This window comes from Microbacterium sp. EST19A (assembly GCF_019969685.1).
In the GTDB taxonomy this organism is placed as follows: Bacteria; Actinomycetota; Actinomycetes; order Actinomycetales; family Microbacteriaceae; genus Microbacterium.
On sequence record NZ_JAHXYZ010000002.1, the window covers coordinates 1,112,891 to 1,138,612 of the forward strand.

The 25,722-nt window shown below is 68.5% G+C and carries 25 protein-coding genes; 11 read left to right on the top strand and 14 right to left on the bottom strand.

Going from position 1 to position 25,722, the window contains the following annotated elements:
* Positions 1 to 5: 5 nt before the first annotated feature.
* On the bottom strand, positions 6 to 629 hold the full coding sequence (locus tag LC452_RS15360; protein WP_223626825.1) for a TetR/AcrR family transcriptional regulator: 624 nt from the start codon (positions 627 to 629) through the stop codon (positions 6 to 8).
* Positions 630 to 759: 130 nt separating this feature from the next.
* Here LC452_RS15360 and LC452_RS15365 point away from each other — a divergent pair, with 130 nt between their 5' ends.
* Together LC452_RS15365 and LC452_RS15370 are read left to right on the top strand one after the other, a co-directional pair.
* On the top strand, positions 760 to 3,531 hold the full coding sequence (locus LC452_RS15365; protein WP_223626827.1) for an efflux RND transporter permease subunit: 2,772 nt from the start codon (positions 760 to 762) through the stop codon (positions 3,529 to 3,531).
* The gene (locus LC452_RS15370) at positions 3,528 to 5,408 is read left to right on the top strand and encodes a YhgE/Pip domain-containing protein (protein WP_223626829.1); all 1,881 of its coding nucleotides are present in this window, start codon (positions 3,528 to 3,530) and stop codon (positions 5,406 to 5,408) included. The genes LC452_RS15365 and LC452_RS15370 overlap by 4 nt, the downstream gene beginning before the upstream one ends.
* 25 nt (positions 5,409 to 5,433) lie before the next feature.
* Here the strand turns inward: LC452_RS15370 and LC452_RS15375 are convergent, their stop codons facing one another.
* Genes LC452_RS15375 through LC452_RS15390 form a run of 4 tightly spaced genes read right to left on the bottom strand, consistent with a single transcriptional unit; the run spans position 5,434 to position 9,437 of the window.
* On the bottom strand, positions 5,434 to 6,777 hold the full coding sequence (locus tag LC452_RS15375) for an NAD(P)/FAD-dependent oxidoreductase (protein ID WP_223626831.1): 1,344 nt from the start codon (positions 6,775 to 6,777) through the stop codon (positions 5,434 to 5,436).
* Positions 6,778 to 6,784: 7 nt separating this feature from the next.
* Positions 6,785 to 7,120 carry a cupin domain-containing protein gene (locus tag LC452_RS15380; RefSeq protein WP_223626833.1) on the bottom strand — a complete coding sequence of 112 codons (336 nt, stop codon included), beginning with the start codon at positions 7,118 to 7,120 and terminating at the stop codon, positions 6,785 to 6,787.
* A 28-nt stretch (positions 7,121 to 7,148) separates the two neighbouring features.
* Positions 7,149 to 7,958 carry a MoaF C-terminal domain-containing protein gene (locus LC452_RS15385; protein WP_223626835.1) on the bottom strand — a complete coding sequence of 270 codons (810 nt, stop codon included), beginning with the start codon at positions 7,956 to 7,958 and terminating at the stop codon, positions 7,149 to 7,151.
* A gap of 51 nt (positions 7,959 to 8,009) precedes the next feature.
* Complete coding sequence (locus LC452_RS15390) at positions 8,010 to 9,437, bottom strand: APC family permease (protein ID WP_223626837.1); 1,428 nt, start codon at positions 9,435 to 9,437, stop codon at positions 8,010 to 8,012.
* 118 nt (positions 9,438 to 9,555) lie between these two features.
* On the opposite strand from LC452_RS15390, the gene LC452_RS15395 reads away from it, so the two are divergent.
* Positions 9,556 to 10,149 carry a TetR/AcrR family transcriptional regulator gene (locus LC452_RS15395; protein ID WP_223626839.1) on the top strand — a complete coding sequence of 198 codons (594 nt, stop codon included), beginning with the start codon at positions 9,556 to 9,558 and terminating at the stop codon, positions 10,147 to 10,149.
* An 83-nt stretch (positions 10,150 to 10,232) separates the two neighbouring features.
* Entirely contained in the window at positions 10,233 to 10,808 is a 576-nt protein-coding gene (locus tag LC452_RS15400) for a 2'-5' RNA ligase family protein (RefSeq protein WP_223626841.1), read from the top strand.
* A gap of 12 nt (positions 10,809 to 10,820) precedes the next feature.
* Here LC452_RS15400 and ccsB read toward each other — a convergent pair whose 3' ends face one another.
* The 6 genes from ccsB to LC452_RS15430 all read right to left on the bottom strand — a co-directional run bounded on the left by ccsB (position 10,821) and on the right by LC452_RS15430 (position 16,101).
* Entirely contained in the window at positions 10,821 to 11,798 is a 978-nt protein-coding gene (ccsB, locus tag LC452_RS15405) for a c-type cytochrome biogenesis protein CcsB (protein WP_223626842.1), read from the bottom strand.
* 4 nt (positions 11,799 to 11,802) lie between these two features.
* The gene (locus tag LC452_RS15410; protein WP_223626844.1) at positions 11,803 to 13,542 is read right to left on the bottom strand and encodes a cytochrome c biogenesis protein ResB; all 1,740 of its coding nucleotides are present in this window, start codon (positions 13,540 to 13,542) and stop codon (positions 11,803 to 11,805) included.
* A gap of 19 nt (positions 13,543 to 13,561) precedes the next feature.
* Complete coding sequence (locus tag LC452_RS15415) at positions 13,562 to 14,365, bottom strand: cytochrome c biogenesis CcdA family protein (protein ID WP_223626846.1); 804 nt, start codon at positions 14,363 to 14,365, stop codon at positions 13,562 to 13,564.
* 16 nt (positions 14,366 to 14,381) lie between these two features.
* Positions 14,382 to 15,032 (bottom strand): TlpA disulfide reductase family protein, encoded by a 651-nt coding sequence (locus LC452_RS15420; protein ID WP_223626848.1) that lies wholly within the window; start codon positions 15,030 to 15,032, stop codon positions 14,382 to 14,384.
* Positions 15,033 to 15,095: 63 nt separating this feature from the next.
* Entirely contained in the window at positions 15,096 to 15,725 is a 630-nt protein-coding gene (locus LC452_RS15425) for a histidine phosphatase family protein (protein WP_223626849.1), read from the bottom strand.
* Position 15,726: 1 nt separating this feature from the next.
* Complete coding sequence (locus LC452_RS15430; RefSeq protein ID WP_223626851.1) at positions 15,727 to 16,101, bottom strand: DUF5684 domain-containing protein; 375 nt, start codon at positions 16,099 to 16,101, stop codon at positions 15,727 to 15,729.
* A gap of 131 nt (positions 16,102 to 16,232) precedes the next feature.
* Between LC452_RS15430 and aspS the strand changes: the two genes are divergently transcribed.
* Positions 16,233 to 18,014, top strand: a complete 1,782-nt coding sequence (aspS, locus tag LC452_RS15435; protein ID WP_223626853.1) for an aspartate--tRNA ligase — start codon at positions 16,233 to 16,235, stop codon at positions 18,012 to 18,014.
* A gap of 147 nt (positions 18,015 to 18,161) precedes the next feature.
* On the opposite strand, the gene LC452_RS15440 is transcribed toward aspS, so the two are convergent.
* A complete protein-coding gene (locus tag LC452_RS15440) occupies positions 18,162 to 18,989 on the bottom strand; it encodes a TSUP family transporter (RefSeq protein WP_223626855.1) in 828 nt (275 codons plus the stop codon).
* A gap of 25 nt (positions 18,990 to 19,014) precedes the next feature.
* Here LC452_RS15440 and LC452_RS15445 point away from each other — a divergent pair, with 25 nt between their 5' ends.
* The 6 genes from LC452_RS15445 to LC452_RS15470 all read left to right on the top strand — a co-directional run bounded on the left by LC452_RS15445 (position 19,015) and on the right by LC452_RS15470 (position 24,050).
* Positions 19,015 to 19,530, top strand: a complete 516-nt coding sequence (locus LC452_RS15445) for a GNAT family N-acetyltransferase (protein WP_223626857.1) — start codon at positions 19,015 to 19,017, stop codon at positions 19,528 to 19,530.
* 132 nt (positions 19,531 to 19,662) lie between these two features.
* Positions 19,663 to 20,805: an ABC transporter substrate-binding protein gene (locus LC452_RS15450; RefSeq protein ID WP_223626859.1), complete on the top strand. Its 1,143-nt coding sequence runs from the start codon at positions 19,663 to 19,665 to the stop codon at positions 20,803 to 20,805.
* Positions 20,802 to 21,755, top strand: coding sequence for an ABC transporter permease subunit (locus LC452_RS15455; protein WP_223626860.1), 954 nt, complete (start codon positions 20,802 to 20,804; stop codon positions 21,753 to 21,755). Before LC452_RS15450 ends, LC452_RS15455 begins: the two co-directional genes overlap by 4 nt.
* The gene (locus LC452_RS15460; protein WP_223626862.1) at positions 21,752 to 22,546 is read left to right on the top strand and encodes an ABC transporter permease; all 795 of its coding nucleotides are present in this window, start codon (positions 21,752 to 21,754) and stop codon (positions 22,544 to 22,546) included. Before LC452_RS15455 ends, LC452_RS15460 begins: the two co-directional genes overlap by 4 nt.
* Positions 22,543 to 23,634, top strand: coding sequence for an ABC transporter ATP-binding protein (locus tag LC452_RS15465; protein WP_223626864.1), 1,092 nt, complete (start codon positions 22,543 to 22,545; stop codon positions 23,632 to 23,634). Before LC452_RS15460 ends, LC452_RS15465 begins: the two co-directional genes overlap by 4 nt.
* A 239-nt stretch (positions 23,635 to 23,873) precedes the next feature.
* Positions 23,874 to 24,050, top strand: coding sequence for a YegP family protein (locus LC452_RS15470; protein ID WP_223626866.1), 177 nt, complete (start codon positions 23,874 to 23,876; stop codon positions 24,048 to 24,050).
* 99 nt (positions 24,051 to 24,149) lie between these two features.
* Here LC452_RS15470 and LC452_RS15475 read toward each other — a convergent pair whose 3' ends face one another.
* Together LC452_RS15475 and LC452_RS15480 are read right to left on the bottom strand one after the other, a co-directional pair.
* Positions 24,150 to 24,905: an amino acid ABC transporter ATP-binding protein gene (locus LC452_RS15475; protein ID WP_223626868.1), complete on the bottom strand. Its 756-nt coding sequence runs from the start codon at positions 24,903 to 24,905 to the stop codon at positions 24,150 to 24,152.
* Complete coding sequence (locus tag LC452_RS15480; protein ID WP_223626870.1) at positions 24,902 to 25,699, bottom strand: amino acid ABC transporter permease; 798 nt, start codon at positions 25,697 to 25,699, stop codon at positions 24,902 to 24,904. Before LC452_RS15480 ends, LC452_RS15475 begins: the two co-directional genes overlap by 4 nt.
* Between the last annotated feature and the right edge of the window lie 23 nt (positions 25,700 to 25,722).

Sequence of the window (25,722 nt, forward strand, 5' to 3'; positions counted from 1 at the left end):
TCGCCTCAGTCCACGATGAGCAGCTGCACCAGGCGGCCGAGCTCCTCGCTGCTGGAATGGCGCAGGCGCTCGTCATCCTGGCCCGCCATCGCACCCCGCACGGTCATGCCCTCCCAGATGATCATGAGCATGCGGGCGGCCACGTCTGCCGGAAGCCGGAGGCGCAGGAGGCCGGCCTCGACGATGTCCTCCACGATCTGAGCGATGCTCGCCACCATCTCACGCTCCTGCGCCAGGTACGCGATGCCGAACTGCTCGTCCCGGAGGGCGCGGATGCGGATCTCGCTCATCAGCATCACGCCGAGGCGGTCGTCGCCGCCGAGCTCCATCACCTGCTGCACGACATCGATCGGATCGCAGCCCTCGGCGAGCGCTCCGTCGGCGGTGAGCTCTTCGACCCTCGTGCGGACCGCGTTGACGCGCACCTCGGCCACGCTGCCGGCGAGCATGAGGAAAAGCTCATCCTTGGACTCGAAGTTGGAGTAGAAGGCGCCGCGGGTGAAGCCGGCGCGCTCGCACACCGCTTCGACGGATGCGCCGTCGAGTCCCACTTCGGCGAAGACCTGCGCTGCCGCTTCGAGAAGCCGTGCGCGCGTGTTCTCGCGGCTGCGGGTCGCGGGTGTCGTCATCGATTCCTCCTGACTCTCACTCTCGCATGATTCACACCCCGCACACAGACTTCCGCGGGCGGGTCACTTTACGATACATCTATGTATTGAATACACCTGTGTATCCAATCGGCACCCCTCGGAGGAACGCGTGTCCACTCTTCTGTCGTCGCTCGGCCGCTGGTCCTTCCGGCACCCCTGGCGAGTCCTCGTCTCCTGGCTCCTCGCGCTCGGCATCGCCGGAGCCGGCGCCCTCGTGCTCGGCGCCGGCACCGACAACACCTTCTCGATTCCCGGCACCGAGTCGCAGGCGGGCCTCGAGCAGCTGTCGCGCTCGTTCCCCCAGGTGAGCGGCACGAACGCGCAGTTCATCGTGGTGGCGGCCGATGGCGACGACATCACCGACGACGCGTATCGCGGGCCCATCGAGGATGCCGTCGACGAACTCGGTGACATGGACGATGTCCTGGCCGCCAACTCGCCGTACGACGAGATGGTCAGCGGCATGATCAACGACGACGACACCGCGGCGATCGTCCGCCTGCAGTTCGACGGGCAGTCCACAGACGTCTCGCCCGAGACCAAGGAGGCGCTGCACGAGGTCGTCGACGATCTCGCCGGCACCCTGCCCGACGGGTCCCAGGCGGTCCTGGGCGGCGACCTCTTCGCCACGTCGATCCCCGGCGTCACCCTCACCGAGGCCGTCGGTCTGCTGATCGCCCTCCTCGTGCTGATCGTGACGTTCCGGTCATTCGTGGTCGCCGGCCTGCCGCTGCTGACCGCGATCCTCGGTGTCGGCATCTCGATGGCGGGCATCTTCACGGCCACCGCCTTCGCGACCGTGTCGTCGACGACGCCGCTCCTCGCGCTCATGCTCGGGCTCGCGGTCGGGATCGACTACGCGCTGTTCATCATGGCGAGACACCAGGATCAGGTGCGTGAAGGCGTCGACCCCGAGGAATCCGCAGCTCGCGCGGTCGGAACGGCGGGCTCTGCCGTCGTGTTCGCCGGAGTCACGGTGCTGATCGCCCTGATCGGGCTCGGCTTCGCCGGCATCCCGTTCCTCACCACCATGGGCATCGCCGCCTCCGCGGCGGTCGCCGTCGCCGTCGCGATCGCCGTCACGCTCACCCCCGCGCTCCTCGGATTCATGAAGGGCAGGGTCGCCGGGCGGCCGCTGCGGGCCCGCAAGCCCAAGAAGGGCGATGAGGGGCCGAAGGAACGGGTGAAGGGCAGCACCCGGTGGGTCCGCGGCGTCACCAAGCACCCGGTGCTGGTCTCGCTCGCCGTGGTCCTGGGCCTCGGCATCGTGGCAGTCCCCGCGCTGAGCCTCGATCTCGCCCTCCCGAACGCGGGTGTGCTGCCGAAGGACTCGGAAGCGCGCCAGAGCTACGACCTCACGGCCGAGGAATTCGGTCCCGGGTTCAACGGCCCGATGATCCTCACCGGCACGATCGTCACCTCGACCGATCCGCTGGGTCTGATGGAAGACCTCGGGGATGCCGTCGCGAAGGTCGACGGCGTCAAGGAGGTCGCGCTCTCCGTTCCCAACGAGACCGCCGACACCGGCATCGTGCAGATCATCCCGGAGACCGCACCGGATGATCCCGCCACCGCCGACCTCGTCCGCGAGCTCCGATCGCATCACGACGAATGGCTCGACGAGTTCGGCATCGACCTGAAGGTCACCGGTTTCACCGCCGTCGGCATCGACATCTCCGACCAGCTCGGCAACGCGCTGCTGCCGTTCGGCATCTTCGTGATCGGTCTCTCGCTCGTGCTCCTCACGATCGTGTTCCGCTCGCTCTGGGTGCCGATCACCGCGGCCCTCGGCTACCTCCTCTCGATCGTCGCCGCCTTCGGCGTCGTGGGCGCGGTGTTCGAGTGGGGCTGGTTCGCCGACCTGCTGCACGTCGCCAAGGTCGGCCCGATCATCAGCTTCATGCCCATCGTGCTGATGGGCGTGCTGTTCGGGCTCGCGATGGACTATCAGGTGTTCCTCGTCTCCCGCATGCGTGAGGACTTCGTGCACGACCCCGACTCGAAGAGCCCGGATCGCGCGACCCGACGCGCCGCCGCTCAGCGTGCCGTGCGCAGCGGCTTCACCGGTTCGGCGAAGGTCGTCACCGCGGCAGGACTCATCATGTTCGCCGTGTTCGTGGCGTTCGTCCCCGAGGGCGACTCGTCGCTCAAGCCGATCGCGCTCGGCCTCGCGGCGGGCATCGCGATCGACGCGTTCCTCGTGCGGATGACCCTGATCCCCGCGCTGATGGCGATCCTCGGCGAACGCGCCTGGGAGATCCCGGCCTGGCTGGAGAAGATCCTCCCCCGCGTCGACATCGAGGGCGAGGCCGTCGAACGCGAGCGCCACCTGGCCGCCTGGCCGGGCGACGGCTCCGCTGTCGCCGCCGACGACCTCGAGATCAGCGCCGACGCACCGGTCATCGAGCGCCTCTCGCTGCGCATCCCGGAACGCGGCGCCGTCGTCGCGACCGGCAGCGACTCCCGCACCCGTCGCGCTCTGGCGCTCACGATCGCCGGCCGCGTCGCTCCGAGCGACGGACGCCTCAGGGTCGCCGGCCACCTTCTTCCCGGCCGGGCCGCGTGGGTGCGCTCGCACGTCGGCTGCGTGCTCGTCGACGATGCGGATGCCGCCCTCGCCGAACTCGCGGAAGCCCTGCGCGGGAAGTCGTCGGTCGTCGTCATCGACGGACTCGATCGCCTGACCGGCGGCCAGCGCGACCAGGCGGCCGCGATGCTGCGGGATGCCGCCGTGTCCCGGCCGCTCGCGGTCTTCGCCACAGCCTCCGACGCGGCATCCGCCCGCACCACTCTCGCCGAGGCCGGCTGGCCCGATGCCGAGACTCTCGACACGCGCACTCCGCGCCGAATCGCCGCAGAATCCACCGAGGTGACCGCATGACACTTCCCATCGAGCGCTCGCGCTCCCGCAAGCCCGTCACCTGGTTGACGATCCTCGGCGTCCTGCTGCTGCCGGCGGCCATCGGCGGCATCCTGGTCGCGGCGCTGAACAACCCGACCGAGCGTCTCGACACCATGACAGCGGCCATCGTCAACCTCGACGAACCGGTCACGATCGACGATCAGCTCACCCCGCTCGGACGACAGCTGGCGTCCGGTCTCGTCGAGGGTTCCGACGAACTCGACTCGAATCTCACCTGGGTGATCTCCAACGAGGACGACGCGGCCGAGGGGCTGGCCGACGGCACGTACCAGGCCGTCATCACCATCCCGGAGGACTTCTCCGCGGCGGCCACCTCGGCCGGTCAGGCGATCTCCGACGGCGGAGGAGAAGCCGAGAAGGCCACCATCACCGTGACCACGCCCGACGACGGTCTCGTCGCCGACGATCTCATCACGGGCCAGATCGCGAACGTCGCCGCGTCGACGATGGGCACGATGCTCACCGAGGCCACGACCGAGAACGTGCTCGTCGGATTCACCACGATCGGCGACCAGATCGGCGACGCCGCCGACGGCGCACTGGAGTTGGCGACCGGCGCGAGGAGCGCGGCGGACGGAGCAGCCGCGATCCCCGACGGCGCCACGAAGCTCGCGTCGGGAGCGGGAGAGCTCGCCACCGGCGCATCGTCGCTCGCCTCCGGCCTCGACACCATCGCCGGCAAGACACGGGAGGCCGCGGCCGGTGCGAGCCAGATCGGCTCGGGGCTCACGAGCGGAGCAGCGGCACTGGAGGCACAGGCGCCCGGGGCCGCGGCCCTCGCGTCGGGGACCACCGAGCTGGCAGCGGGCATCAACGCCCTCGCGAAGAGCTGCGATCCGCTCGTCTTCACGGCTGCCTACTGCGACCAGCTCACGGAGCTGGCCGCAGGAGCGACCGCGACGGAAGCCGGCGTCAGCCAGCTCGCAGCGCTGCCCGCCACGATCGCCCCGCAGATGCGCCAGGCCGGAACCGGCGCGACGCAGCTCGCGGGCGGACTGACTCAGCTCGCGAACGAGGGCATCGGCCAGTCCGCCGCCGGAGCGCGGTCCCTCGCCACCGGCGCCACTCAGCTCTCCGGCGGGGCGACCGAGCTCGCCACGGGCACGACCGAACTCGCCACCGGGCTCGACACCCTGGCGACCGGCACGGGCGACCTCGCGGGCGGGCTGCGCACGGCATCCGACTCGCTCCCGTCGTTCAGCGACCAGGAATCGAAATCGCTCGCCTCGGTGATCGCCGACCCGGTGTCGACGAACGCATCGATGAACACGATCTTCGGCCCCACCGCGATCCCGCTGCTCACCGCGGTCGTGCTGTGGTTCGGCGGACTCGCGTCGTTCCTGGTGATGCGCGCGCACACGGCCCGCACCCTCACGTCGCGCCGCTCGTCCGCCGCACTCACGCTCCGTGCCTTCGCGCCGGCCGCGCTGATCGGCGCAGCGCAGGGCCTGCTCGTCTCGTTCGTGGTGCAGTTCATCGCGAGCTACGAGGTCGGCGCGTGGTGGGTGTTCGCCGGTACGGCAGTGCTCGCGGGCATCGTGTTCGCCGCGGTGAACCAGGCGCTGGTCGCGCTGTTCGGCGGGGTCGGCCGCTGGATCGCCGCACTCGTCGGAGTCATCGCCGTCGCCACCGGACTCATCTCGACCGTGCCCGGCTGGCTCGCCGGTCTCGGCGCGGCCCTTCCGACGGCGCCCGCGTTCGCCGGACTGATCGCGGGCAACGGCTCCGCGGTCGCGGCGCTCGTGGTCTGGGGCGTGCTGTCGGTCGTCGCGACGACGCTGGCCGTCGCCCTCCGGCGCACGACCTCGGCGAAGGCGGTGCTCGCCACGGCCTGAGTCGCGGCCTCAGCTCCTCCGGAGGTCAGACGTCCTGATCGGTCGAGACGGCCGCCGCCGCAGGGGAGGCGTCGCTCGTCGGCGGTCGAAGGATGCTGCGGGCCGCGGAGAGACCGCTTTCGATGGCCCCGTCGATGAACCCACCCCATCCGTCGGCGACGTCCGATCCCGCGAGCAGCACCCGACCGTGAGGCGCGCGCAGTGCCGGCAGCCCACGCTTCAGATAGCCCGCGCGATGCATCGGCCACGTCTCGCCGGAGAGCGGATCGGCGGTCCAGTCGTGCCCCGCGACATCGACGACGGTCAGACCCCTCACCACCTGGTCGACGGCCTGCTGCACGGCCGATCGATCGTTGCCGTCGATGGCGCGTGCATCAGGGCCGAACCCGATGACGACCGTGCGCCCACCGACGTGATACTCCGATTGCAGGAAGTTCAGGGGCGCGTCATTAGCGCCGAACGCGACGAAGTGCGGTCTCTCGCCCTCGACCGAGAACCAGATCTTCGTTCCCCGTCCGACCTGCCCGCTCTCGACCGCGCGCTCGGCAGCCGCCGGCAACGGCGGCTCGAAGCGGATCCGCGCGAGGGCATGAAGCGGAGCAGTCACGATCACCGAAGCTGCAGTGACCGATGACCCGTCGACGAGTCGGATCAACACCTCGCCGGGACCGTCCGCGATGGACGCGACATCGGCACCGAGCCGCAGTTCCGCATCCGTGTCGGAGAGGATCGCCTCAGCGAGAGCCCGCGTTCCGCCCGCGATCTTGTAGCTCGCGCACGCCTCGAACAGCATCCGCCAGTCTCCGTTGGCGGCGGCAAGCCATCGCAAGGCCTGCGTGTAGGCAGCCTCGTCGAGTCGCCCGTTGAAGTTCAGCGTCCAGAAGGACAGGAGGAGGGCGAGGCGATCCTCGTCGAGCCCAAGGGCGGCGAGCCGGTCGAGCAGCAGTTCGTCGTCGAGGAGCGTCCCCTGCGCCGAACTGAGGGGAGAGAACGGATCCGGGAAGACCTCACGCGCCGCGCGCCCGAGTTCCCGATTCGGCTCGTCGAGGAGGGCGAGGAGCGCATCCGGTTCGACCGCGGTCGGCCGCCCGTCGTGCTGATGCCACGCGACCGCGGGCTGAGGGCTGGGCACGAGCCCGATCCCGTACCGATGCAGCTCCGTCCAGACGAAGGGCTGTATCCAGTGCACCCACGTGCCGCCGAGCTCGATGTCGAGCCCGAGACGACTGTCGAGCCACGTACGCCCGCCGATCCGGTCCCGCGCCTCGAGGACGAGCACTCGTCTGCCGCTCCACGTGAGTTCGCGGGCGGCTGTGAGACCTGCGAATCCCGCACCCAGGATCACGACGTCGTACTCCTGCGCTGTCATGGGATCCTCAGGAGTAGACGAAGAACTCGACGGTCGGTGCGAGGACGGTCCAGAGCGCAGCCGTTCCCTTGTTGAACGTCGCCACCGACCCGGCAGTGAGCTCGAACGCGTCGCTGTCGTCGGGCTCGACACGGAGATGGCCCTCGATGATGTACACCGTCTCGTCGGCATGGCCGACGACCCGCATCGCGCCGGGTGTCTCCTCCGGGGTGATGAACCAGAAGCCGGACGCGAGATTCTCGCGGTCTCCTTCTCCGGGCCGGCGGGTCCACTGGACCGTGCCGACCTCGAAGGGCTCGGCCGCAGAGCGGTCATATCGGGTGGTGCTCGTGAAGTCGGGCATGGTTGCGCCTCTCGGATCCGCGAGCGGATCAATCGTTGGGGTAGGACGTCTCGTTGAGAATCGTGAAGCGGCTGTCGAAGGGGATGTGGACGACGCTCTGCGTCGAGTTCTCCCAGCAGAACATGCGGCCGATGGAGCGCTTCTCGTGCAGATCGACCACGAGGAAGCTCTCCACCGGCATCACGCTCTCCTTCCAGTAGAAGATGACGAGCCCTTCCGCCAGTTCCAGGGTCTTCGTCTGATCCACGTCGGCCAGGCCGGATTCGGCACCGGAGATGCAATGCCAGACGAACGTGCCTCCGTTGAGATAGATGTGCTCGTATCGTTCCGTCTCGCTGTAGCGGTAGTAGATGCGCTTGCCGACGAGCTCATCGCTGCTCCTCCGCGGTTCGATCTCACCCATGCCCTCGATCCGGCCGGAGAGGAAGACGGTTCCGGTGCGGCCGACGCCGTCGGTGAGCGTGATCCAACTGTCGGCGGCCGTGACGCGACCGTCGACGAGGTCGACCACGATCGAGATCGCGCGGGCCTCCGCCCCTGAGCCCGTCAGCACGTCGATGAACTGCACACCCGGGCGAACCTCCACAGCGCGGTAGGAGAGGCGGTCGCGGGATCCGGCGCGCGCGCCGGCGATGACGGTCGACGTGACCGCGTCCGCGGAGTGGAATTCGTACCGCGTCGTGTCGCCGTCGTCGAAACGGATCTCGATCGTCCGGCCGATCAGAGCTTCACTCGCGGGCAGGCTCGGAGCGCCGAATCCGTCGATCATCGCGGACACATCGGGCCACTCCTCCTGGGCGATGAAGCCCTGCGCGTGGACCTTCGAGTCGGTAGACATGTTCACAGTGGAGTTTCCTTTCCCGGGGCGGATGGATGCACGGAGCGGTCCTCAGGCGATCGCCACGACCGTGAAGTCGATGTCCTTGCGGAAGCTCGGGATGATGAACCCGACGACGAACGCGGCGGGGATGAGCCAGAGCATCGCTTTGGCCACGGTGCCGTCGCCGAACAGGAGCACATCGAAGTTCGACAGCGCGATCACCAGCACTGCGGCGTTCAGGAGGAGCGCGAGGCTCGGGGCGAACTTCGTGCTCCAGAAGCCGGTCTCGAGGCGTTCACGGAGGAAGAAGGCGAGGATGGCCACCGAAGCGAGCGTCATCATCGTGATGAAGCCGACGGTTCCGAGGGCGACGAACCACGCGTACACGACGACGATGGGATCGGCTCCGGCCGCGAAGAAGATCGCGAGGACGACTGCACAGACAGCGGCGTCCACGAGCGCGGCGACGTGCGGCGCGTGCTTCACACGTGAGACCCGCGCGAAGATCTGCGGCAGCACACGTGCGCGTCCGAGAGCGAAGCAATAGCGGGCGAACATGTTCTGCACGCCGATCAGCATCGCGAGGAAACTCGTGAGCACGAGGATCTGCAGCACGAGCGAGAGCCAGGGGCCGACGGCGCGCGAGGCGAGATCGAAGATGACGCCGGAGAGGTTTTCGGCCGAGGCCCGCTGAACGTCATTCGCGCCGATGCCGTAGCTGACAGCCCAGGTCGCCAAGGTGTAGTAGACGGCGACGAAGCCGATGACGACGAACAGCGCGATGGGGATCGTCCGGCGCGGGTTCCTCGCTTCCTCGGCGAACACCGTCGTCGCCTCGAACGTCGTGAAGCAGGTGAACACGAACAGTCCGGCGACACCCACTCCGGGGTTCGCCAGTACCGCAGGGCTGAAGCTCACCAGGGACGGGTCCTGTCCGGGGAACGCGATGAGGATTCCGACGACGAGCACCGCGACGACGATGACCTCGAGCGCGATGATCACGCCCAGGACGCGCATGTTCAGGTCGACGCCGCGGATGACCAGGACAGTGGTGACGGCGATCGCAAGCATCACCCAGGCCCAGACCGGCACGTCGAGTCCCGCACTCGCGGCGAGCTGCTGGGCGAAGACGCCGAACTGGGCGACGAGGCCGATCTGGAGGGCGAGATACGTCACGACGACGATGCCCGCGGACCCGGTGGCGGCGCGCGGGCCCAGCCCCCGTGCGATGTACGCGACGAAGCCGCCGGCATTGGTGATGTGACGACTCATCTTCAGATACCCCACCGCGAAGACCGCGATGATGGCCGCGACGATCAGGTAGACGGCCGGTGCGCCGCTGCCGACGATCGAGAAGACCACCGGGGCGGCCCCCACGAACGCCGCCATCGGCGCCGCCGCAGCGATGACGAAGAATGCGACGCCGACGACACCGAGACTGTTCCGTTTCAGTGACGGCGTCTGCTCGGCCGGGGATTCGGTGCTGGTCGACGCCATGGCGTTCTCCCTTGAACAAGGCGGATGATGAAGCTATTTGAGCAGGTGCTGAATTCCATGTCAAGCATTTGCTCAAATTGGATGAGCGTCGACGTGACCCGGGAGGTAGGGTGCCAACATGGCCGAAGACTCACCACGCATCAAATACGGCACCGGTCGCGAGGCGCTGATCGAAGCGGCGGTCCGTGTCGTCGCCCGCCACGGGCTGCACGGCATGACCTTCCGCAAGGTCGCGGAAGAAGCCGGCGTGAACAATTCTCTGGTGGCGCACCACTTCGGCTCGCTGTCGTCGCTGGCGTCGGCTGCGCTCGCCTGGTCCGCGACGACGGCTCTGAATGACTCGCATCTCGCCGGATTCCGCGACTCTGCCGACGACTACAAGGCGGCGCTGTGGTCCACTCTCAGCGAGGAGAAGGACCTGCACGTCTACCAGTTCGAGATGGTCCTCGAGGCCGGTCGTGATGAAGGGATCCGCACCCAGATCATCGCCATGTACGACCAGTACACCTCGGAGCTCTCCCGCAGCATGTTCGGCGACTCGGCGAACGAGGAGGACGATGCCGTGGCTCGCGCCGTCTTCGCCGCGCTCGACGGGCTCGTGCTGCAGTTCGTCGGCGGAGCGATCGACCGGCAGCAGGTCGATGCCTCCGTCAGCGCCCTGTGGAAGCTGGCAGCCATGGCGACTTCCTCTCGCTCTTCGGAGCGGGCATGAAGATGCCGGATCCCTCGGGCTCTGATCCGGACCCGAGCCCGCGCCGGACGAGCCGAGGCTCCCCGAGGATGCGCCGACCGTTCATGGACGACCCTGCCCAGCTCGCTTCGCTGGAGGGGCAGCAGTATCTCGTGCTGCGTCCGACGATCGCCGTCGCGTCGCTGTACAGGGAGGTGCAGGATGCCGCGCTCGCGCGGCTCGGCGGCGACATCCCGCATCCGCGCACCGAGCACGTCACGCTGCGCGCCTTCTCCGAACCGGATCGCCGGACCGAGGTCGGCGCTCTGGTCCGCGACTGGGCGGCGCGACAGCATCCGATCGAGGTGACGGCGGAGGCGGTCGACGTGTTCCCGGCACCGTGGCAGATCCTCATCGTGCGGATCGCCCGCTCGGCCGCGCTCGTCTCGGCCTATGCAGACCTCAGCGCGGCCCTCGAGAGCACGGATTTCCGGCGCCTCGACGAGCGCGGCGTCGAGGACTGGACGTTCCACCTCTCGGTCGTCTACGGCAGGACGCTCGACCCTGCCGCGTGGCAGGAGTTCGCCGACGCGTCACGGACCGAGCTGTCGCTGCAGCCGGCCGAGACGATCGCCGAGGCGGAACTGGTCTGGTACGAGGACGGCGAAGAGCACGCCGAGGTCATCCCTCTCGGCCCCTGAGCGCCTGCCGGCTCAGCTCAGGCCGGAGTATGCGTGCAGGCCCTTGAAGAACACGTTGACGATGGTGAAGTTGAAGATCACGGCCGAGAAGCCGACGATCGCCAGCCAGGCCGAGGGGTTTCCTCGCCATCCACGGGTCGCGCGGGCGTGGATGTATCCGGCGAAGATGACCCAGATCACGAAGGTCCAGGTCTCCTTGACATCGAAGCCCCAGAAGCGGCTCCACGCGTAATAGGCCCAGATGGAACCGGCGATCAGGGTGAACGTCCACAGGATGAACCCGATGATCGAGAACCGGTACGCCATGCTCTCGAGGCGCTCCGCGTTCGGGAAGGTCCGCAGGAACCCGGGGCCCGTCTTCTCGGCGCCTTCTCCGACGAGGCGCTCCCGCCGCGACTGCATGAGCTGGATGACCGAGAGAGCGAAGGCGAGCGCGAAGAACGCGGTCGCGAGCGACGCCACGAACACGTGGATGACGAGCCAGATGCTCTTCAGCGGGTCCATCAGCGGCGAGATCTCGACGTAGAAGTTCGTCGAGGCGAGGCCGAGAAGGATCACGACGAGACCCGTGATGAACGTGCCGAGGAAGCGCAGGTCGATCCGCGTGAGCACCACCAGGAACACGGCGACGATGAGGAGGGTGCCGAGCATCGCGAACTCGTAGAGGTTCGCCCACGGCACGCGCCCGGCCGCGATGCCACGGGTCAGCGTCGCTCCCAGATGGAAGACGAAGGCGAGCACCATGAGCGATGTGCCGATGCGTGCCATCACGAATCGCTGCGGCTTCGCGTCGGCGTCGGACGACCCGGCGGACGATGCGCCGATCACTCCCCCGCCTGCGCCGACGAGCGCCGGCTGCCGGACGGTCTGCGCTTCTGCCGAGACCTCCGAGCGGCGCGCGAGATCGAAGGCGAAGGCGATGAACGCCGCCGCATAGATCGCGATCGCCGTCCACAGCAGGATCGGCGAGATCTCGTTGAGCTCGAGCATGATGTCAGTCTACTTTCGGGGAGTCGGATGCCGGGGCCTGCGGTTCCGCGGACGGAACGGCTTCGTCGAGGATCTCGCGTGCTGTCGTGTCGCCCGCGACGTCGAGCAGGCGACCGTGTCCGGCGACGAGGTCGTCGACCGCAGCGGCGAGGGTCGGGTCCTCGCCTCGGGCGAGTGCGGCGTACTCGAGATTCACGGCGCCGTCGGCGGCGGTCGCCTTCACCCAGACGCGACGGCGGGGAACGAACAGCGCGATCATGAGCCCCGCGAGCGCCAGCAGCGCGAACCCGAGCACGAACGGACCGGAGTCGTCGCGGTGGATCTGCAGGGAGGCGAACCGCTTCACCGACTGCGAGGCGTCGGTCGCCCCCGCGGGAGAGTCGTCCTCGAACGTGATCGTGCCGAGACCGTCGGGAAGGTCAGCCGTCTTGCCGGGGCTCAGCTCGATCGATTCCTTGCCGATCGCCCGGCCCGTCAGCTGGGTGAGATCGGTGGTGTCGAGCACGTAGACCGATCGCGGGACGCCGTCGTTGACCCCGAGGTCGCCCTCGAACACGTCCAGCGTGAGCAGCGGGTTGACGAGGTCGCCGTACGCGGAGGCGATCGTGCCGTCGGCACCCGTGGCCGCCGTGGGGTAGAACAGCGCGCGGATGCCGAGCTGTTCCGGCATCCCGTCGGTGATCTTCACGATGCCGAGCGAGAACATGTTGTTGTCCTGCGGGAGGAAGGGCACGCTCCCGGTGAACACGACCTCGTCGTCGGCGTTGCGCACGGTGATGGTCGGCGCGTAGCCGTTGCCGAGCAGGAAGATGTCGTCGTCGGCGACGGCGAGAGGCTCGTTGACCTTCACGGCGCCGGTGCGCTCCTCGCCGTTCTCCTGCACGGTCACGTTCGCCGAGAAGTCGCCGGCCTGGCCCGAGCCGGGCTCGCCGTACGGCTGGTAGGTCACGTCGAAAGAGTCGAGGCGCATCGAGTAGGGAGCGAGGGCGTCGTCTCCCACGAAGCGTCCGCGGTTCATCGAGTCGTAGTCGATGAGGGTGTTCGCGAACGTCTCGCCCTCGACGATGACCCGCTGGCCCGTGTACGAGAACCCGCCGCCGATACCCACGGTGACGAGCACGCCGACGAGCGCCAGATGGAAGAGCAGGTTGCCCGTCTCCCGCCAGTAGCCGCGCTCGGCCGACACCGAGAACGTGCGGCCGCGGTCATAGCGCTCGACGCGGTACCCGAGGGCCTTCAGCTGCTTCGTCGCGACGTCGATCGAGGCGGATGCCGCAGCCTCGGCATCCGGCGCGTCGCGCACCACCTCGCGGTAGTCCTCGAGCCGCTGCAGACGGGCGGGGGTGCGCGGCGGGCGGGCGCGAAGGGCCTTGGCGTGGTGCCGGATGCGCGGGATGACGCAGCCGACGAGCGACGCGAACAGCAGGAGGTAGATCGCGGAGAACCACGGCGACAGGTAGACGTCGAACATCTTCAGCGCATCGAGCACCGGGAACAGATCGGGGTTGTCGCGCTGCCACTGCGTCACGCCGTTCGGGTCGGCCATCCGCTGCGGGAAGATCGAGCCGGGGATCGCGGCGATCGCGAGCACGAGCAGCAGGATGAGGGCCGTACGCATCGAGGTGAGCTGACGCCACCCCCACCGCAGCCAGCCGACGATGCCGAGGCGCGGCTGCGTGATCGAGTCGTCGCCGTCGACGTGGTCGGACGGGCGGAGAGGATCGTTGGTGGTGTCGCTGGTCACGGCATCCTGGTTCTTGTTCTCAGAGCGGGAGGAGGACACTGCCCATCACCGCCGTCAGCCGCGACATGATGTCGGTCCAGAGGCCGGTGACCATCAGGATGCCGAGGACGATGAGCAGCACGCCGCCGATGATGTTCACCACGCGGATGTGGCGGCGCAGGAATCCGACGGTCTTGGTCGCCCAGCCGAAGCCGAGGGCGACCAGCAGGAACGGGATGCCGAGACCGAGCGAGTAGGCGAGCCCGAGGAAGCTCGCGCGCACCGGATCGCCGGTGTTGAACGAGAGGGCGACGATGGCCGAGAGGGTCGGGCCCATACACGGCGCCCAGCCGATGCCGAGCGCGATCCCGAGCAGCGGGGCACCGATGACCCCGTACTTCGAGTCGACGTGGAAGCGGAACTCGCGCTGCGCGAACCCGAAGGCACCGAGGAACACGAGTCCCATCAGGATGATGACGACGCCCAGGATGCGGGTGATCAGGTCGCCCCACTGCAGCAGGAAGATGCCGAAAGTGCCGCTGAGCGCCGTGATGGCGATGAAGACGAGGCTGAACCCGAGGATGAACAGCAGCACTCCGAGCAGAAGCCGCCCCCGCGTGGGCGCCTCGACGGTCGTCGAGGCGGCGGAGCCCACCTCGGTCGTCGAGCGAGCGGAGCGAGACGAGACGTCGCCCCGCGGCGCGACCGCTCCCCCGAGGAATCCGAGATACCCCGGAACGAGCGGCAGCACGCACGGCGACAGGAACGACACGAGCCCGGCGAGCATGGCGACCGGGATCGCGAGCCAGAGGGCGCCGGATCCGATGATCGCTTCGGGGTTCACAGCGTTCCCGTGGTGATCACGAGGACTCCGCGAGCGCGTCCTTGACGAGCGTGGAGAGGATCGAGGTGCCGTCGATCGGACCGATGATGCGGGCGGCGACGCGGCCCTGCTTGTCGAGGACCAGGGTGGTCGGTGTGGCCGCGATCGGGGTGACCTCGGCGAACGCGAGCTTGGCCTGCGCAGTGTCGACGTCGATCAGGCTCGGGTAGGTGATGCCGAACTCGTCGGCGAAGGCTGTGGCCGTGTCGGCCTGGTCGCGGGTGTTGATGCCGACGAACGAGACGCCCTCGCCCTCGAAGTCCTTCCAGACGCTCTCGAGGTCGGCCGCTTCCACGCGGCACGGCGCGCAACCGGCGTACCAGAAGTTGACGACGGTGACCTGACCCTCGAGGTCGGCGCTGTCGAGCTTGTCGCCCGACTCGGTGACGCCGCCGAAGTCCACCGGCTCACCGCGATCAGCCTCGGGGATCTCGACGATCGCCCCGTCGGCCGCGACGTAGCCCGTGTTCTCGCCGGAGAGGAAGGACTCGCTGACCGGATCGGGAGCGCAGGCGCTCAGACCGATGGCGAACACCGCGGCGAGCGCGGCTCCGACCGCGCGGCGCGGAAGCCTGCTGCGGGAGGGGCGGCCGCTGCGGATCGGACGGACCGTCGAGGCGAGTGGCACGATTCTCAGTTTACGTGCGGGTTCCTATGCATGGGGTGGACGGGATCCGCCCCATGGACCCGCTCAGACGGCGCCGACGTCGACCGCACCGCCGGTCGCCGCGGGCTCGGCGTACGCCACCTCGCGCCACACGTCGCCGACGCGCTCGAACGAGGTCACGCTCGACAGCGCGCACCGACGGGTCCGCGGATCATGGCGCAGCGGAAGGCCGGCCACGCGCAGGTGCGTGATCCAGATCGGCGCCTGATGCGAGACCATCACGACGTCGCCGCCGTCCGCGGCATCCCACGCCTCGTCCATGATGCCCAGCATCCGCTCGGCGATCGACGCGTACGGCTCGCCCCAGCTCGGCAGGGCCGGCTGACGCAGGTGCCACCAATTCAGGGGGTTCATCAGCGAGCGGCGCATCTGCGTGCCCTCGAACACGTTGGTCGGCTCGATCAGGCGGATGTCGATCTCGGGCACCTGGTCGAACCGCGCGGCGAACGGCTCGGCGGACTCCTGCGCGCGCTCGAGCGGCGACGAGTACAGCTCCACGACCGCTCGCTCGAGCGCGGCGACGTGGTCGGCCGCGGCCTGCGCCATCGCGCGCCCCGCCGTGCTCAGGTGATAGTCCGGGAGCCGCCCGTAGAGCACCCGGCGCGGGTTGTGCACCTCGCCGTGACGGACGAGGTGCAGTCGCGAAGCCGCCATCTCAGGCCTTGCTGTAGCGCGACTCGCCGAAACCGAGGATCAGGTAGCCGATGTAGGGGAACACGAACAGCAGGAAGAACGAGAAGATACCGCCCTTGCCGAACCGTTCGCCGAGCTTGATGGCGACGATGATGCCGAAGACGATGTTCACGATCGGGATCAGGTACAGCAGCGACCACCAGCCGGAGAGCCCGGCGATGCGCACGAGGAAGATGACGTTCACGATCGGGATGATCGCGAGGATGCCCGGGTGGCCCGCCTTCGTGAACACCTTCCACAGGCCGATGACGACGACGACGTAGAAGATCAGAGAGATCACGCCGGTGGTGCCGGAGAAGATCTGTGCGTAGAGGTCGGAGATGCCGTTGGAGTCCATGGAGTGGGCCCTTTCTGTCGTGGCGATCATACTGACGATCGGTGCCGGCGCGGGGAACGGCGCCGGGGACCCTCCGCCCGCCCACGTAGACTGGGCGGGTTCACCATTCCCCAGATCAGAAGGAATCCTCCGTGCTTCGCACCCACTCGGCAGGCTCGTTGCGAGCCGAGCACATCGGTCAGACCGTCACCCTCACGGGTTGGGTCGATCGCCGTCGTGACCACGGAGGAGTCGCTTTCATCGATCTGCGGGATGCGTCGGGCATCGCCCAGGTCGTCATCCGCGACGAGGAGATCGCCCACCCGCTGCGGAACGAGTTCGTGCTGAAGGTCACCGGCGAGGTCTCGCAGCGCCCTGAGGGCAACGCGAACCCGAACCTGCCGACCGGAGAGATCGAGCTCATCGCGAGCGACGTCGAGGTGCTGAACGAGTCCGCTCCCCTGCCGTTCCAGGTGTCGACCGCACTCGCCGACACCGAGACCGTGGGAGAAGAGGCGCGCCTCAAGTACCGCTACCTCGACCTGCGGCGTCCGGCCCAGGCCTCGAACCTGCGCCTGCGCTCGAACGTGTACAAGGCGATCCGCGACGTGCTGCACGCCGAGGACTTCACCGAGGTCGAGACGCCGACGCTCACGCGGTCGACGCCCGAGGGCGCCCGTGACTTCCTCGTGCCGGCGCGACTGAGCCCCGGCAGCTGGTACGCGCTGCCCCAGTCGCCGCAGCTGTTCAAGCAGCTGCTCATGGTCGGCGGTGTCGAGAAGTACTTCCAGATCGCGCGCTGCTACCGCGATGAGGACTTCCGCGCCGACCGTCAGCCGGAGTTCACGCAGCTCGACATCGAGATGAGCTTCGTCGACCAGGAAGACGTCATCACGCTGATGGAGTCGCTCGTCGTCGCGATGTGGAAGACCATCGGCGTCGAGGTCTCGACCCCGCTGCCGCGCATGACCTACGCCGAGGCGATGGCCAAGTACGGCTCCGACAAGCCCGACCTGCGGTTCGGTCTCGAGCTCGTCGAGGCGACCGAGTACTTCGCGGAGACGCCGTTCCGCGTGTTCCAGGCCGAGTATGTCGGCGCCGTGCGGATGCCGGGTGGCGCGAGCCAGCCCCGCAAGCAGCTCGATGCGTGGCAGGACTGGGCCAAGCAGCGCGGCGCCCGCGGTCTCGCCTACGTGCTCTTCAACGAGGACGGCTCGCTCGGCGGCCCCGCCGCGAAGAACCTCTCCGAGGACGAGCAGGCGGGTCTCGCGGCCTTCGTCGGCGCCGAGCCCGGTGACTGCGTGTTCTTCGCCGCCGGTTCGACCAAGGAGAGCCGTGCGCTTCTCGGCGCGGCCCGTGTCGAGATCGGCCGTCGCCTCGGCTACCTGAACCCCGACGAGTTCGCGTTAACCTGGGTCGTCGACGCCCCGATGTTCGAGCCTGCGGCGGATGCCGTGGCCTCGGGCGACGTCGCCGTCGGCGCCGGAGCGTGGACCGCCGTGCACCACGCGTTCACCGGCCCGAAGCCCGAGTTCGCCGACACGTTCGACACCGACCCCGGCTCGGCTCTGGCCTATGCGTACGACATCGTGTGCAACGGCTCGGAGCTCGGCGGCGGCTCGATCCGCATCCACCGCGAAGACGTGCAGAAGCGCGTGTTCGAGGTCATGGGCATCAGCGACGAGCAGGCCGACGAGCAGTTCGGCTTCCTGCTGGACGCGTTCAAGTTCGGCGCCCCGCCCCACGGCGGCATCGCGCTCGGCATGGACCGCGTGCTGCAGCACCTGTCGAAGACCGAGTCGATCCGCGAGGTCATCGCGTTCCCGAAGTCCGGCAACGGCTTCGACCCGCTGACCGCGGCACCCGCGCCGATCACTCCCGCACAGCGCGCCGAGGCCGGCGTCGACTTCGAGCCGGAAGACGACGACGCCTGAGCAGCCGCGTCCCTCGCTCTCGAGACCCCGTGCTGCCCTGGCAGCACGGGGTCTCTTCGTGTGCGCGCCTGCGAAGGGCATGTGCGCTTCGGAAGGACGGATGCCGCGATTCCGTCCTCGCGAGGCGTACAAAGCCTGCCGGGGCGCTCAGGCGATCGCGGCGAGCGCCGGCGCGATGTTCTCGTTCCAGACATCGAACCCGAGCTTCGCGATCAGGCCGATCACGACGACGAGGAACACCACGCGGATGAAGGTCGTGCCACGGGCGATCGCCATCCGTGAGCCGAGGTAGCTTCCGCCGACGTTCGCGACGGCGAGGATGCCGCCCAGCAGCCAGAGCACCGAGCCGTGCGGGATGAACAGCAGCAGCGCGCCGAGGTTCGTGGCGAGGTTGACGATCTTGGCTTTCGCGCTCGCCTGCAGGAAGTCGTAGCCGAGCAGCGCCACGAGCGTGATCACGAGGAAGGTGCCTGTGCCCGGCCCGATCATGCCGTCGTAGAAGCCGATCGCGAGCCCCGCGGCGCCCGCCATGATGTGGTGCTTGTGCCCCTGGAAGCGCAGCTGCGTCGCCGCGCCCATCTGCGGCTTGAACGCGGTGAAGAGCGCGACGGCCAGCAGGGCGACCACGATGATGGGCTTGAAGGCGGACGGCGGCAGGATCGTCGCGACGGCCGCTCCGCCGAAGGAGCCGGCGAGCGCGATCACCGCCATGGGGATCGCCGTGCGGATGTCGGGTTTCGCCCGCCGGTAGTAGGTGACGCTGCTCGTCGCGGTGCCGAAGACCGAGGCGAGCTTGTTGGTCGCGAGCGCCTGGATGGGCGCGACGCCCGGGATCAGCAGGAGTGCCGGGAGCTGCAGCAGTCCGCCGCCGCCCACGACGGCGTCGATCCAACCGGCCGCGAAGGCCGCCACGACGATGAGGATCAGCATTCCCCAGGTGAGCTGTTCGAGCCCGAGGAGTGCGCCGATGTCCATCCCCTCAGGATGTCAGACTGAACGCATGCTCGACGCCCTCGCCCTGCCCCAGCCGATCGAGTCCCGCATCGGAGCCGGCGTGCTGCGCCGGGCGACGATCGAAGACACGGATGCCGTCATCGCCCTGCTCGCCGATGACGCGATCAGCGCTGCCCGCGGCGACGTGGCATCCGACGAAGACCGCCCCGCCTACAGGGCAGGACTCGTCGAGATCCTCGCCGACTCCTCGAACGATCTGCTCGTGGTCGAGCTCGGCGATGAGATCGTCGGCACCCTGCAGCTCACCTCGATCCCCGGCATGTCGCGGCGGGGCGCACGACGACTGCTGGTCGAGGCTGTGCGGGTGCGCAGCGACCTGCGCTCCTCCGGCGTCGGCTCCGCGCTCATGCGCTGGGTCTCCGACAGCGCCGCGCCCGCCCTCGGCGCCGCCATGGTGCAGCTCACCTCGGACGCGAGCCGCGTCGACGCGCACCGCTTCTACGAGCACCTCGGCTACGTCGGCTCGCACAAGGGCTTCAAGTACGCGGTCCCGCAGGACTGACGCCACCGGCATCCGGATACGCCATCACCCGGACATCCCGCGTTCACCCGGGCCGCTCCGACCGGTAACTCCGCGCCCATAGTGTCCTCTCGCACCCGAACCGGCGATCGCCGGTCACCCGAGAGGAATCACATGGCTCGCAACATCCGCCGCGCGCGCATCGGCGCCGGCATCGCCCTGGCCACCACGGCCGTACTCGCGCTCACCGCCTGCTCCGGCGCGGCCGACGCCACGGCCGGCGGCGGAGACTCCGACGTCGACGCGGCATCCGCGACGTCCGTCGCCGACTTCGGCACGTTCGCCGACCTCGAGGCCGCGGCCAAGGCCGAGGGCCAGCTCAACGTCATCGCTCTTCCCCGCGACTGGGCGAACTACGGCGAGATCCTCGATCTGTTCGCCGAGAAGTACCCCGAGATCACGATCAACGAGGCCTCCCCCGACGTCTCGAGCGCCGAGGAGATCCAGGCCGCTGAGACGAACCAGGGACTGGACACCGCTCCCGACGTGTTCGACCTCGGCCTCACCGTCGCGCTGCAGAACACCGATGTCTTCGCTCCGTACAAGGTCGAGACCTGGGACGACATCCCCGACGCCCTCAAGGAGTCGACGGGCCTCTTCGTCGGCGACTACGGCGGATACATGTCGATCGGCTACGACTCCTCCAAATTCGACGCCCCCGAGTCGCTCGACGACCTGAAGAGCGCCGACTACAAGGGGGCCGTCGCGATCAACGGCGACCCGACGCAGGCTGGTGCGGCGTTCGCCGCCGTGGGTCTCGCGACGGTCCAGTCCGACGGCACGCTCGACGACGTCCAGCCCGGCATCGACTTCTTCTCGGAGCTGCACAAGGCGGGCAACTTGCTCAAGGTCGACGTGACCACGGCGACCGTCGCGAGCGGCGAGACCCCGGTCGTCTTCGACTGGGACTACCTGAACGCCTCGCACACGGCCGACAACGAGAACTGGAAGGTCGTCGTCCTCGACGGCACCGGCTACGCCGGCTACTACAACCAGGCCATCAACAAGGACGCCCCGAACCCTGCCGCGGCTCGCCTGTGGCAGGAGTTCCTCTACAGCGACGAGGTGCAGAACCTGTGGCTCAAGGGCGGCGCACGCCCGGCGCGCATGGAGGCCATGACGGATGCCGGCACGATCGACGCCGACCTCGCCGCAGCTCTTCCCGAGGTGCCGTCCGAGACGGTCGTCCCGACCGAGGAGCAGTCGGCGAACGCCGGCACGCTGCTCGGCGAGAAGTGGGCAGCGGCCGTCCAGTGACGACTCTCACCCCCGCGGGGACGGATGCTGCGGCATCCGTCCCCGCGACCACCACACGGGAGACGGGCACCGGGTCCTCGCATGATGCGGGGGCCCGGCGGTCCGCGCCGTCGTGGGCCTGGTTGGGGCTCGCCCCCTTCGCGGCCTACGTCGTGCTGTTCCTGGCGGTCCCGACCGTCCTCGCGATCGGCTCGGGCTTCTTCGCGGAGGACGGCAGCTTCACCTGGAACAACATCTCGGCACTCGGTGACCCGGTCGTCCTGACCACGTTCGCCAACTCCGCCGGCCTCTCGCTCCTCACCGCGGTCGTCGGCGCGCTCGTCGGCGCCCTCGTCTGCTACGCCCTGCTCGGCATGAACCCGGAGGGCGCGGTGCGCTCGATGGTGGATGCCGCGGCCGGCGTGCTCGCCCAGTTCGGCGGGGTCATGCTGGCGTTCGCCTTCATCGCGACGATCGGCATCCAGGGCGTTCTCAAGCTCTTCCTCCAGGACTCCTTCGGGCTCGACATCTACGCGAACGGCACCTGGCTGTATGAGCTGCCGGGTCTGATCCTGCCGTACATCTACTTCCAGATCCCGCTGATGGTGATCACGTTCATGCCCGCACTCGCCGCGCTCAAGCCGCAGTGGTCCGAGGCCAACCTCACACTCGGCGGCACCCGCGCGAGCTTCTGGCTGCGCATCGGCATCCCGGTGCTCGCCCCCTCGTTCCTCGCCAGCCTGCTGCTGCTGTTCGCCAACGCGTTCTCGTCGTACGCGACCGCGGCGGCTCTCGCCAGCCAGGGTTCGCAGATCGTGCCGCTGCAGATCCGCACCGCGCTCACCAGCGAGACGGTGCTCGGGCGCGAGAACCTCGCCGGAGCGCTCGCGCTCGGCATGATCGTCATCGTCGGAGTCGTCATGGCCCTGTACTCCCTCATCCAGCGCCGAGCGGCGAGGTGGCAGTCGTGAACCGTCTCGGCCCTTCCCTCGCGACCCGCTGGATCATCGGCATCCTGGTCGGCGCCTTCTTCGCGATCCCTCTGGTGTCGACATTCCTCTTCACGCTGCGCGACCCGGCCGGCGGCATGTCGCTCACGCACTGGACGGCGCTGTTCGACCCCGCCGCATCGGCCGCGATCAAGCCGATCTGGACCGGGCTCGGCAACTCGCTGATCCTCGCGGTCGTCACGGTCGTGATCGTGCTCTTCCTGTTGGCACCGACGATGATCCTGGTGAACCTGCGGTTCCCGAACCTCAAGCCGGCATTCGAGTTCGCGGTGCTGCTGCCCATCTCGATCCCCGCGATCGTGCTCGTCGTCGGCCTCGCGCCGATCTACCTGCAGATCGGTCGCGCCCTCGGCACCGGCACCTGGACGCTCGCCTTCGCTTACGGGATCACCGTCCTGCCGTTCGCGTTCCGCTCCATCCAGGCATCGATCGACGCGGCCGACCTGAAGACGCTCGCCGAGGCAGCCCGATCCCTCGGAGCGAGCTGGCCGACCGTCGTGCTCAAGGTGCTCGCGCCGAACATCCGCCAGGGACTGCTCGCCGCGTCGCTCATCTCCATCGCGGTGGTGCTCGGCGAGTTCACGATCGCCTCGCTCCTGAACCGTCAGGTGTTCCAGACCGCCATGGTCGTCGTCCAGAAGCAGGACCCGTACGCTCCGGCGATCTTCACCCTGTTGGCGCTCGTGTTCGCCTTCCTCCTGCTCCTCGTCATCGGCCGCGTCGCCCGCGGCACCGGAAAGGCCCGCTCATGACCCTCGACCACGCCCTCCCTCGTACCAAGGACAACGTGCTGCTCGCCGAGGCCGGCGAAGGCACCCGCGTCGAGCTGCAGGGGATCGTGAAGAGCTATTCGGGCAACACGGTGCTGCACGGCGTCGACCTCGACATCGCGCCCGGGGAGTTCGTGTCACTCCTCGGCCCGTCGGGCTGCGGCAAGACGACGCTCCTGCGCGTGCTCGCCGGTCTCGAGGGCCTCGACAGCGGCGCCGTTCTGCTGGGCGGCTCCGACGTCTCGCGCGTGCCGACGAACAAGCGCGACATCGGCATGGTCTTCCAGTCGTACTCGCTGTTCCCGCACCTGCGCGTTCTCGACAACACGGCGTTCGGGCTGCGGCGACGCGGAGCGGGAAAGGCGGATGCCGCGAAGCGCTCCCTCGACGCCCTCGCGCTCGTCGGGCTCGGGGACTTCGCCGACCGCTTCCCGCACCAGCTCTCGGGCGGTCAGCAACAGCGCGTCGCGCTCGCGCGCGCTCTCGTCACGGAGCCCAAGGTGCTGCTGCTCGACGAGCCCCTTTCGGCCCTCGACGCGAAGGTGCGCGTGCAGCTGCGCGACGAGATCCGCCGGATCCAGCTGCGCCTCGGCATCACCACCGTGTTCGTGACGCACGACCAGGAGGAGGCCCTCGCCGTCTCTGACCGGATCGCGGTGATGAACGCAGGGACCATCGAGCAGATCGGATCCCCGGAGCAGCTCTACACCACGCCCTCGACGGCCGGCGTCGCAGCGTTCGTCGGACTCTCGAGTGTCGTCTCGGGCGTCGCCGAGGGCGATCACGTCATGGTGTGGGGGCAGGCCCTCCCGCTGCAGACGCCCGCCGACGGCCCCGTCGATGTATACCTCCGACCCGAGAACGTCTTCTTCGCCTCGGAAGCGGATGCCGCGACCGACGCACTGGTCGAGGAGAGCACGTTCCTCGGCAGCATGCGGCGAACGCTGGTGCGGACCGAGTCGGGCGAACTCGTCCGGGTGCAGCACTCCCCCGGCATCCACCCCGCCTTCGGCGACCGTGTGCGCATCGCGGTCGCGCCCGAGCCCGTGGCCGTGCACCCGCGCGGCTGAGGCCGGCGGACGCGATTGCCTGCGTCCCGTCCCTTCCGGTCGCAGTTCGTGCCGCTTCGTTCACTTCCGGTCGCAGTTCGTGCCGCACGGTGAGGATCTGCACGGCATCAACTGCGACCGGAGGGCCGATACCCCGTGCACCGGCGCGATCGAGGTCGCTCTTCCCCCAGATATGGGGGTCGGGCTAGCGTGAGTCCTGAGGGGCGAGACTCCTCGACCCGACAGAGAAAGGACGCCTCATGGCAGGCACGTTCGAGCTGTACACCGACAAGTCCGGCGAGCACCGGTTCAACCTGAAGGCGAGCAACGGCGAGGTCATCGCCAGCAGCGAGGGCTACTCCTCGAAGGCCGGCGCACTCGCCGGAATCGAGTCGGTGCGCCGCAATGCCGCGGACGCCGAGGTCGTCGAGCGCTGATCCCGACACCCCCATCTATCGCCGAGACCCCCTGCTGCAGACGCCTGCAGCAGGGGGTCTCGACGCGAAAGCGGGGTCTCAGCGGGGAGCGGGCGCGGGCTACAGCACGCGGGACAGGAAGTCCTTCGTGCGCTGATGCTGCGGGTTCCCGATGACCTCGCGCGGATCGCCCTCTTCGACGATGTATCCGCCGTCCATGAAGATCAGGCGCGAGCCGACCTCACGGGCGAAGCCCATCTCATGCGTGACGACGAGCATCGTCATCCCCTCGTCCGCGAGAGAGCGCATGACCTGCAGCACCTCGCCGACGAGCTCGGGGTCGAGCGCCGATGTGGGCTCGTCGAACAGCATCATGTCGGGGTTCATGCAGAGCGCCCGGGCGATCGCCACGCGCTGCTGCTGTCCGCCCGAGAGGTGCCCGGGGTAGGCATCCGCCTTCTCCGCGAGGCCGACGCGGGCGAGCATCGCGAGCGCGACCTTCTGCGCCTCGGCCTTCGAGCGCTTCTTCACACGCTGCTGGGCGACCATGAGGTTGCCCATCACGTCGAGATGCGGGAACAGGTTGAAGCTCTGGAAGACCATGCCGATGCGCGTGCGCACGCGGTCGATGTCGACATCGGGATCGGTGATGTCGATGCCCTCGATCAGCACCTTGCCGCCCGTCGGCTCCTCGAGCAGGTTCACCGAGCGCAGGAGCGTCGACTTGCCCGACCCGGAGGGGCCGATCACGCACACGACCTCGCCGGCGGTGACGGTGAGGTCGATGCCCTTGAGCACCTTGTTGTCGCCGAAGCTCTTCTCCAGCCCCTGCAGGTCGATCGCCGGCGCGTGGACATCAATCAGGTCGGTGATCATCGCTGCTTCGCCATCCGTCGTTCCAGATACGCGCTGAAGCGCGTGAGGGGGATCGTCACGATCAGGTACAGGATCGCCGCCATGATCAGCGGCGTCGCGTTGGTGTTCTGCGTCGCCGCGTCGCGGGCGAAGTTCGTGAGCTCCTTCGACCAGATGAACGTGCCGGCGACGAAGAGCAGCGAGGTGTCCTTCAGCAGCAGCACGAACTCATTGGTCAGCGGCGGGATGATGATACGGAAGCCCTGCGGAACGATGATCCAGAACGTGGTCTTCATGGGAGACATGCCGAGCGAACGAGCCGCTTCCGTCTGCCCCTTCGGAACCGCCTGGATGCCGGCACGGATGGTCTCGGCCATGTAGGCCGAAGCCACGAGGATGAGACCGACCAGACCGAGGACGACCGGTCCGCCCAGGTCGCGGCCCGAGATGCCGAGTGCGATCGGCAGGATGAACGCGACGCCGAAGATCGTGAGGATCGCGGGAAGCCCGCGGAACAACTCGATCCAGGCCGTCGCGATCCAGCGGAACGGTCCGATGCTCGACAGCTTCAGCAGCGCCAGCACGACGCCGAGCAGCAGACCGGCGACGAACGCGACGGCGGTGAACCACAGGGTGTTCACGAGGGCGGTCGTGATGATCCCCGGGAACATCTTGATCGCGATCTCGGGGTTGAAGAACAGCGGGCCGATCTTCGCCCAGTCGGTGCTGACCGCCGCCCAGACGACGATGGCGATCAGCACCGCATAGACGATGTACCGATACAGCTTGCTCTTGGTTGTACGCCTCAACGCCATTGTCAAGGTCCTCCCGACCTACC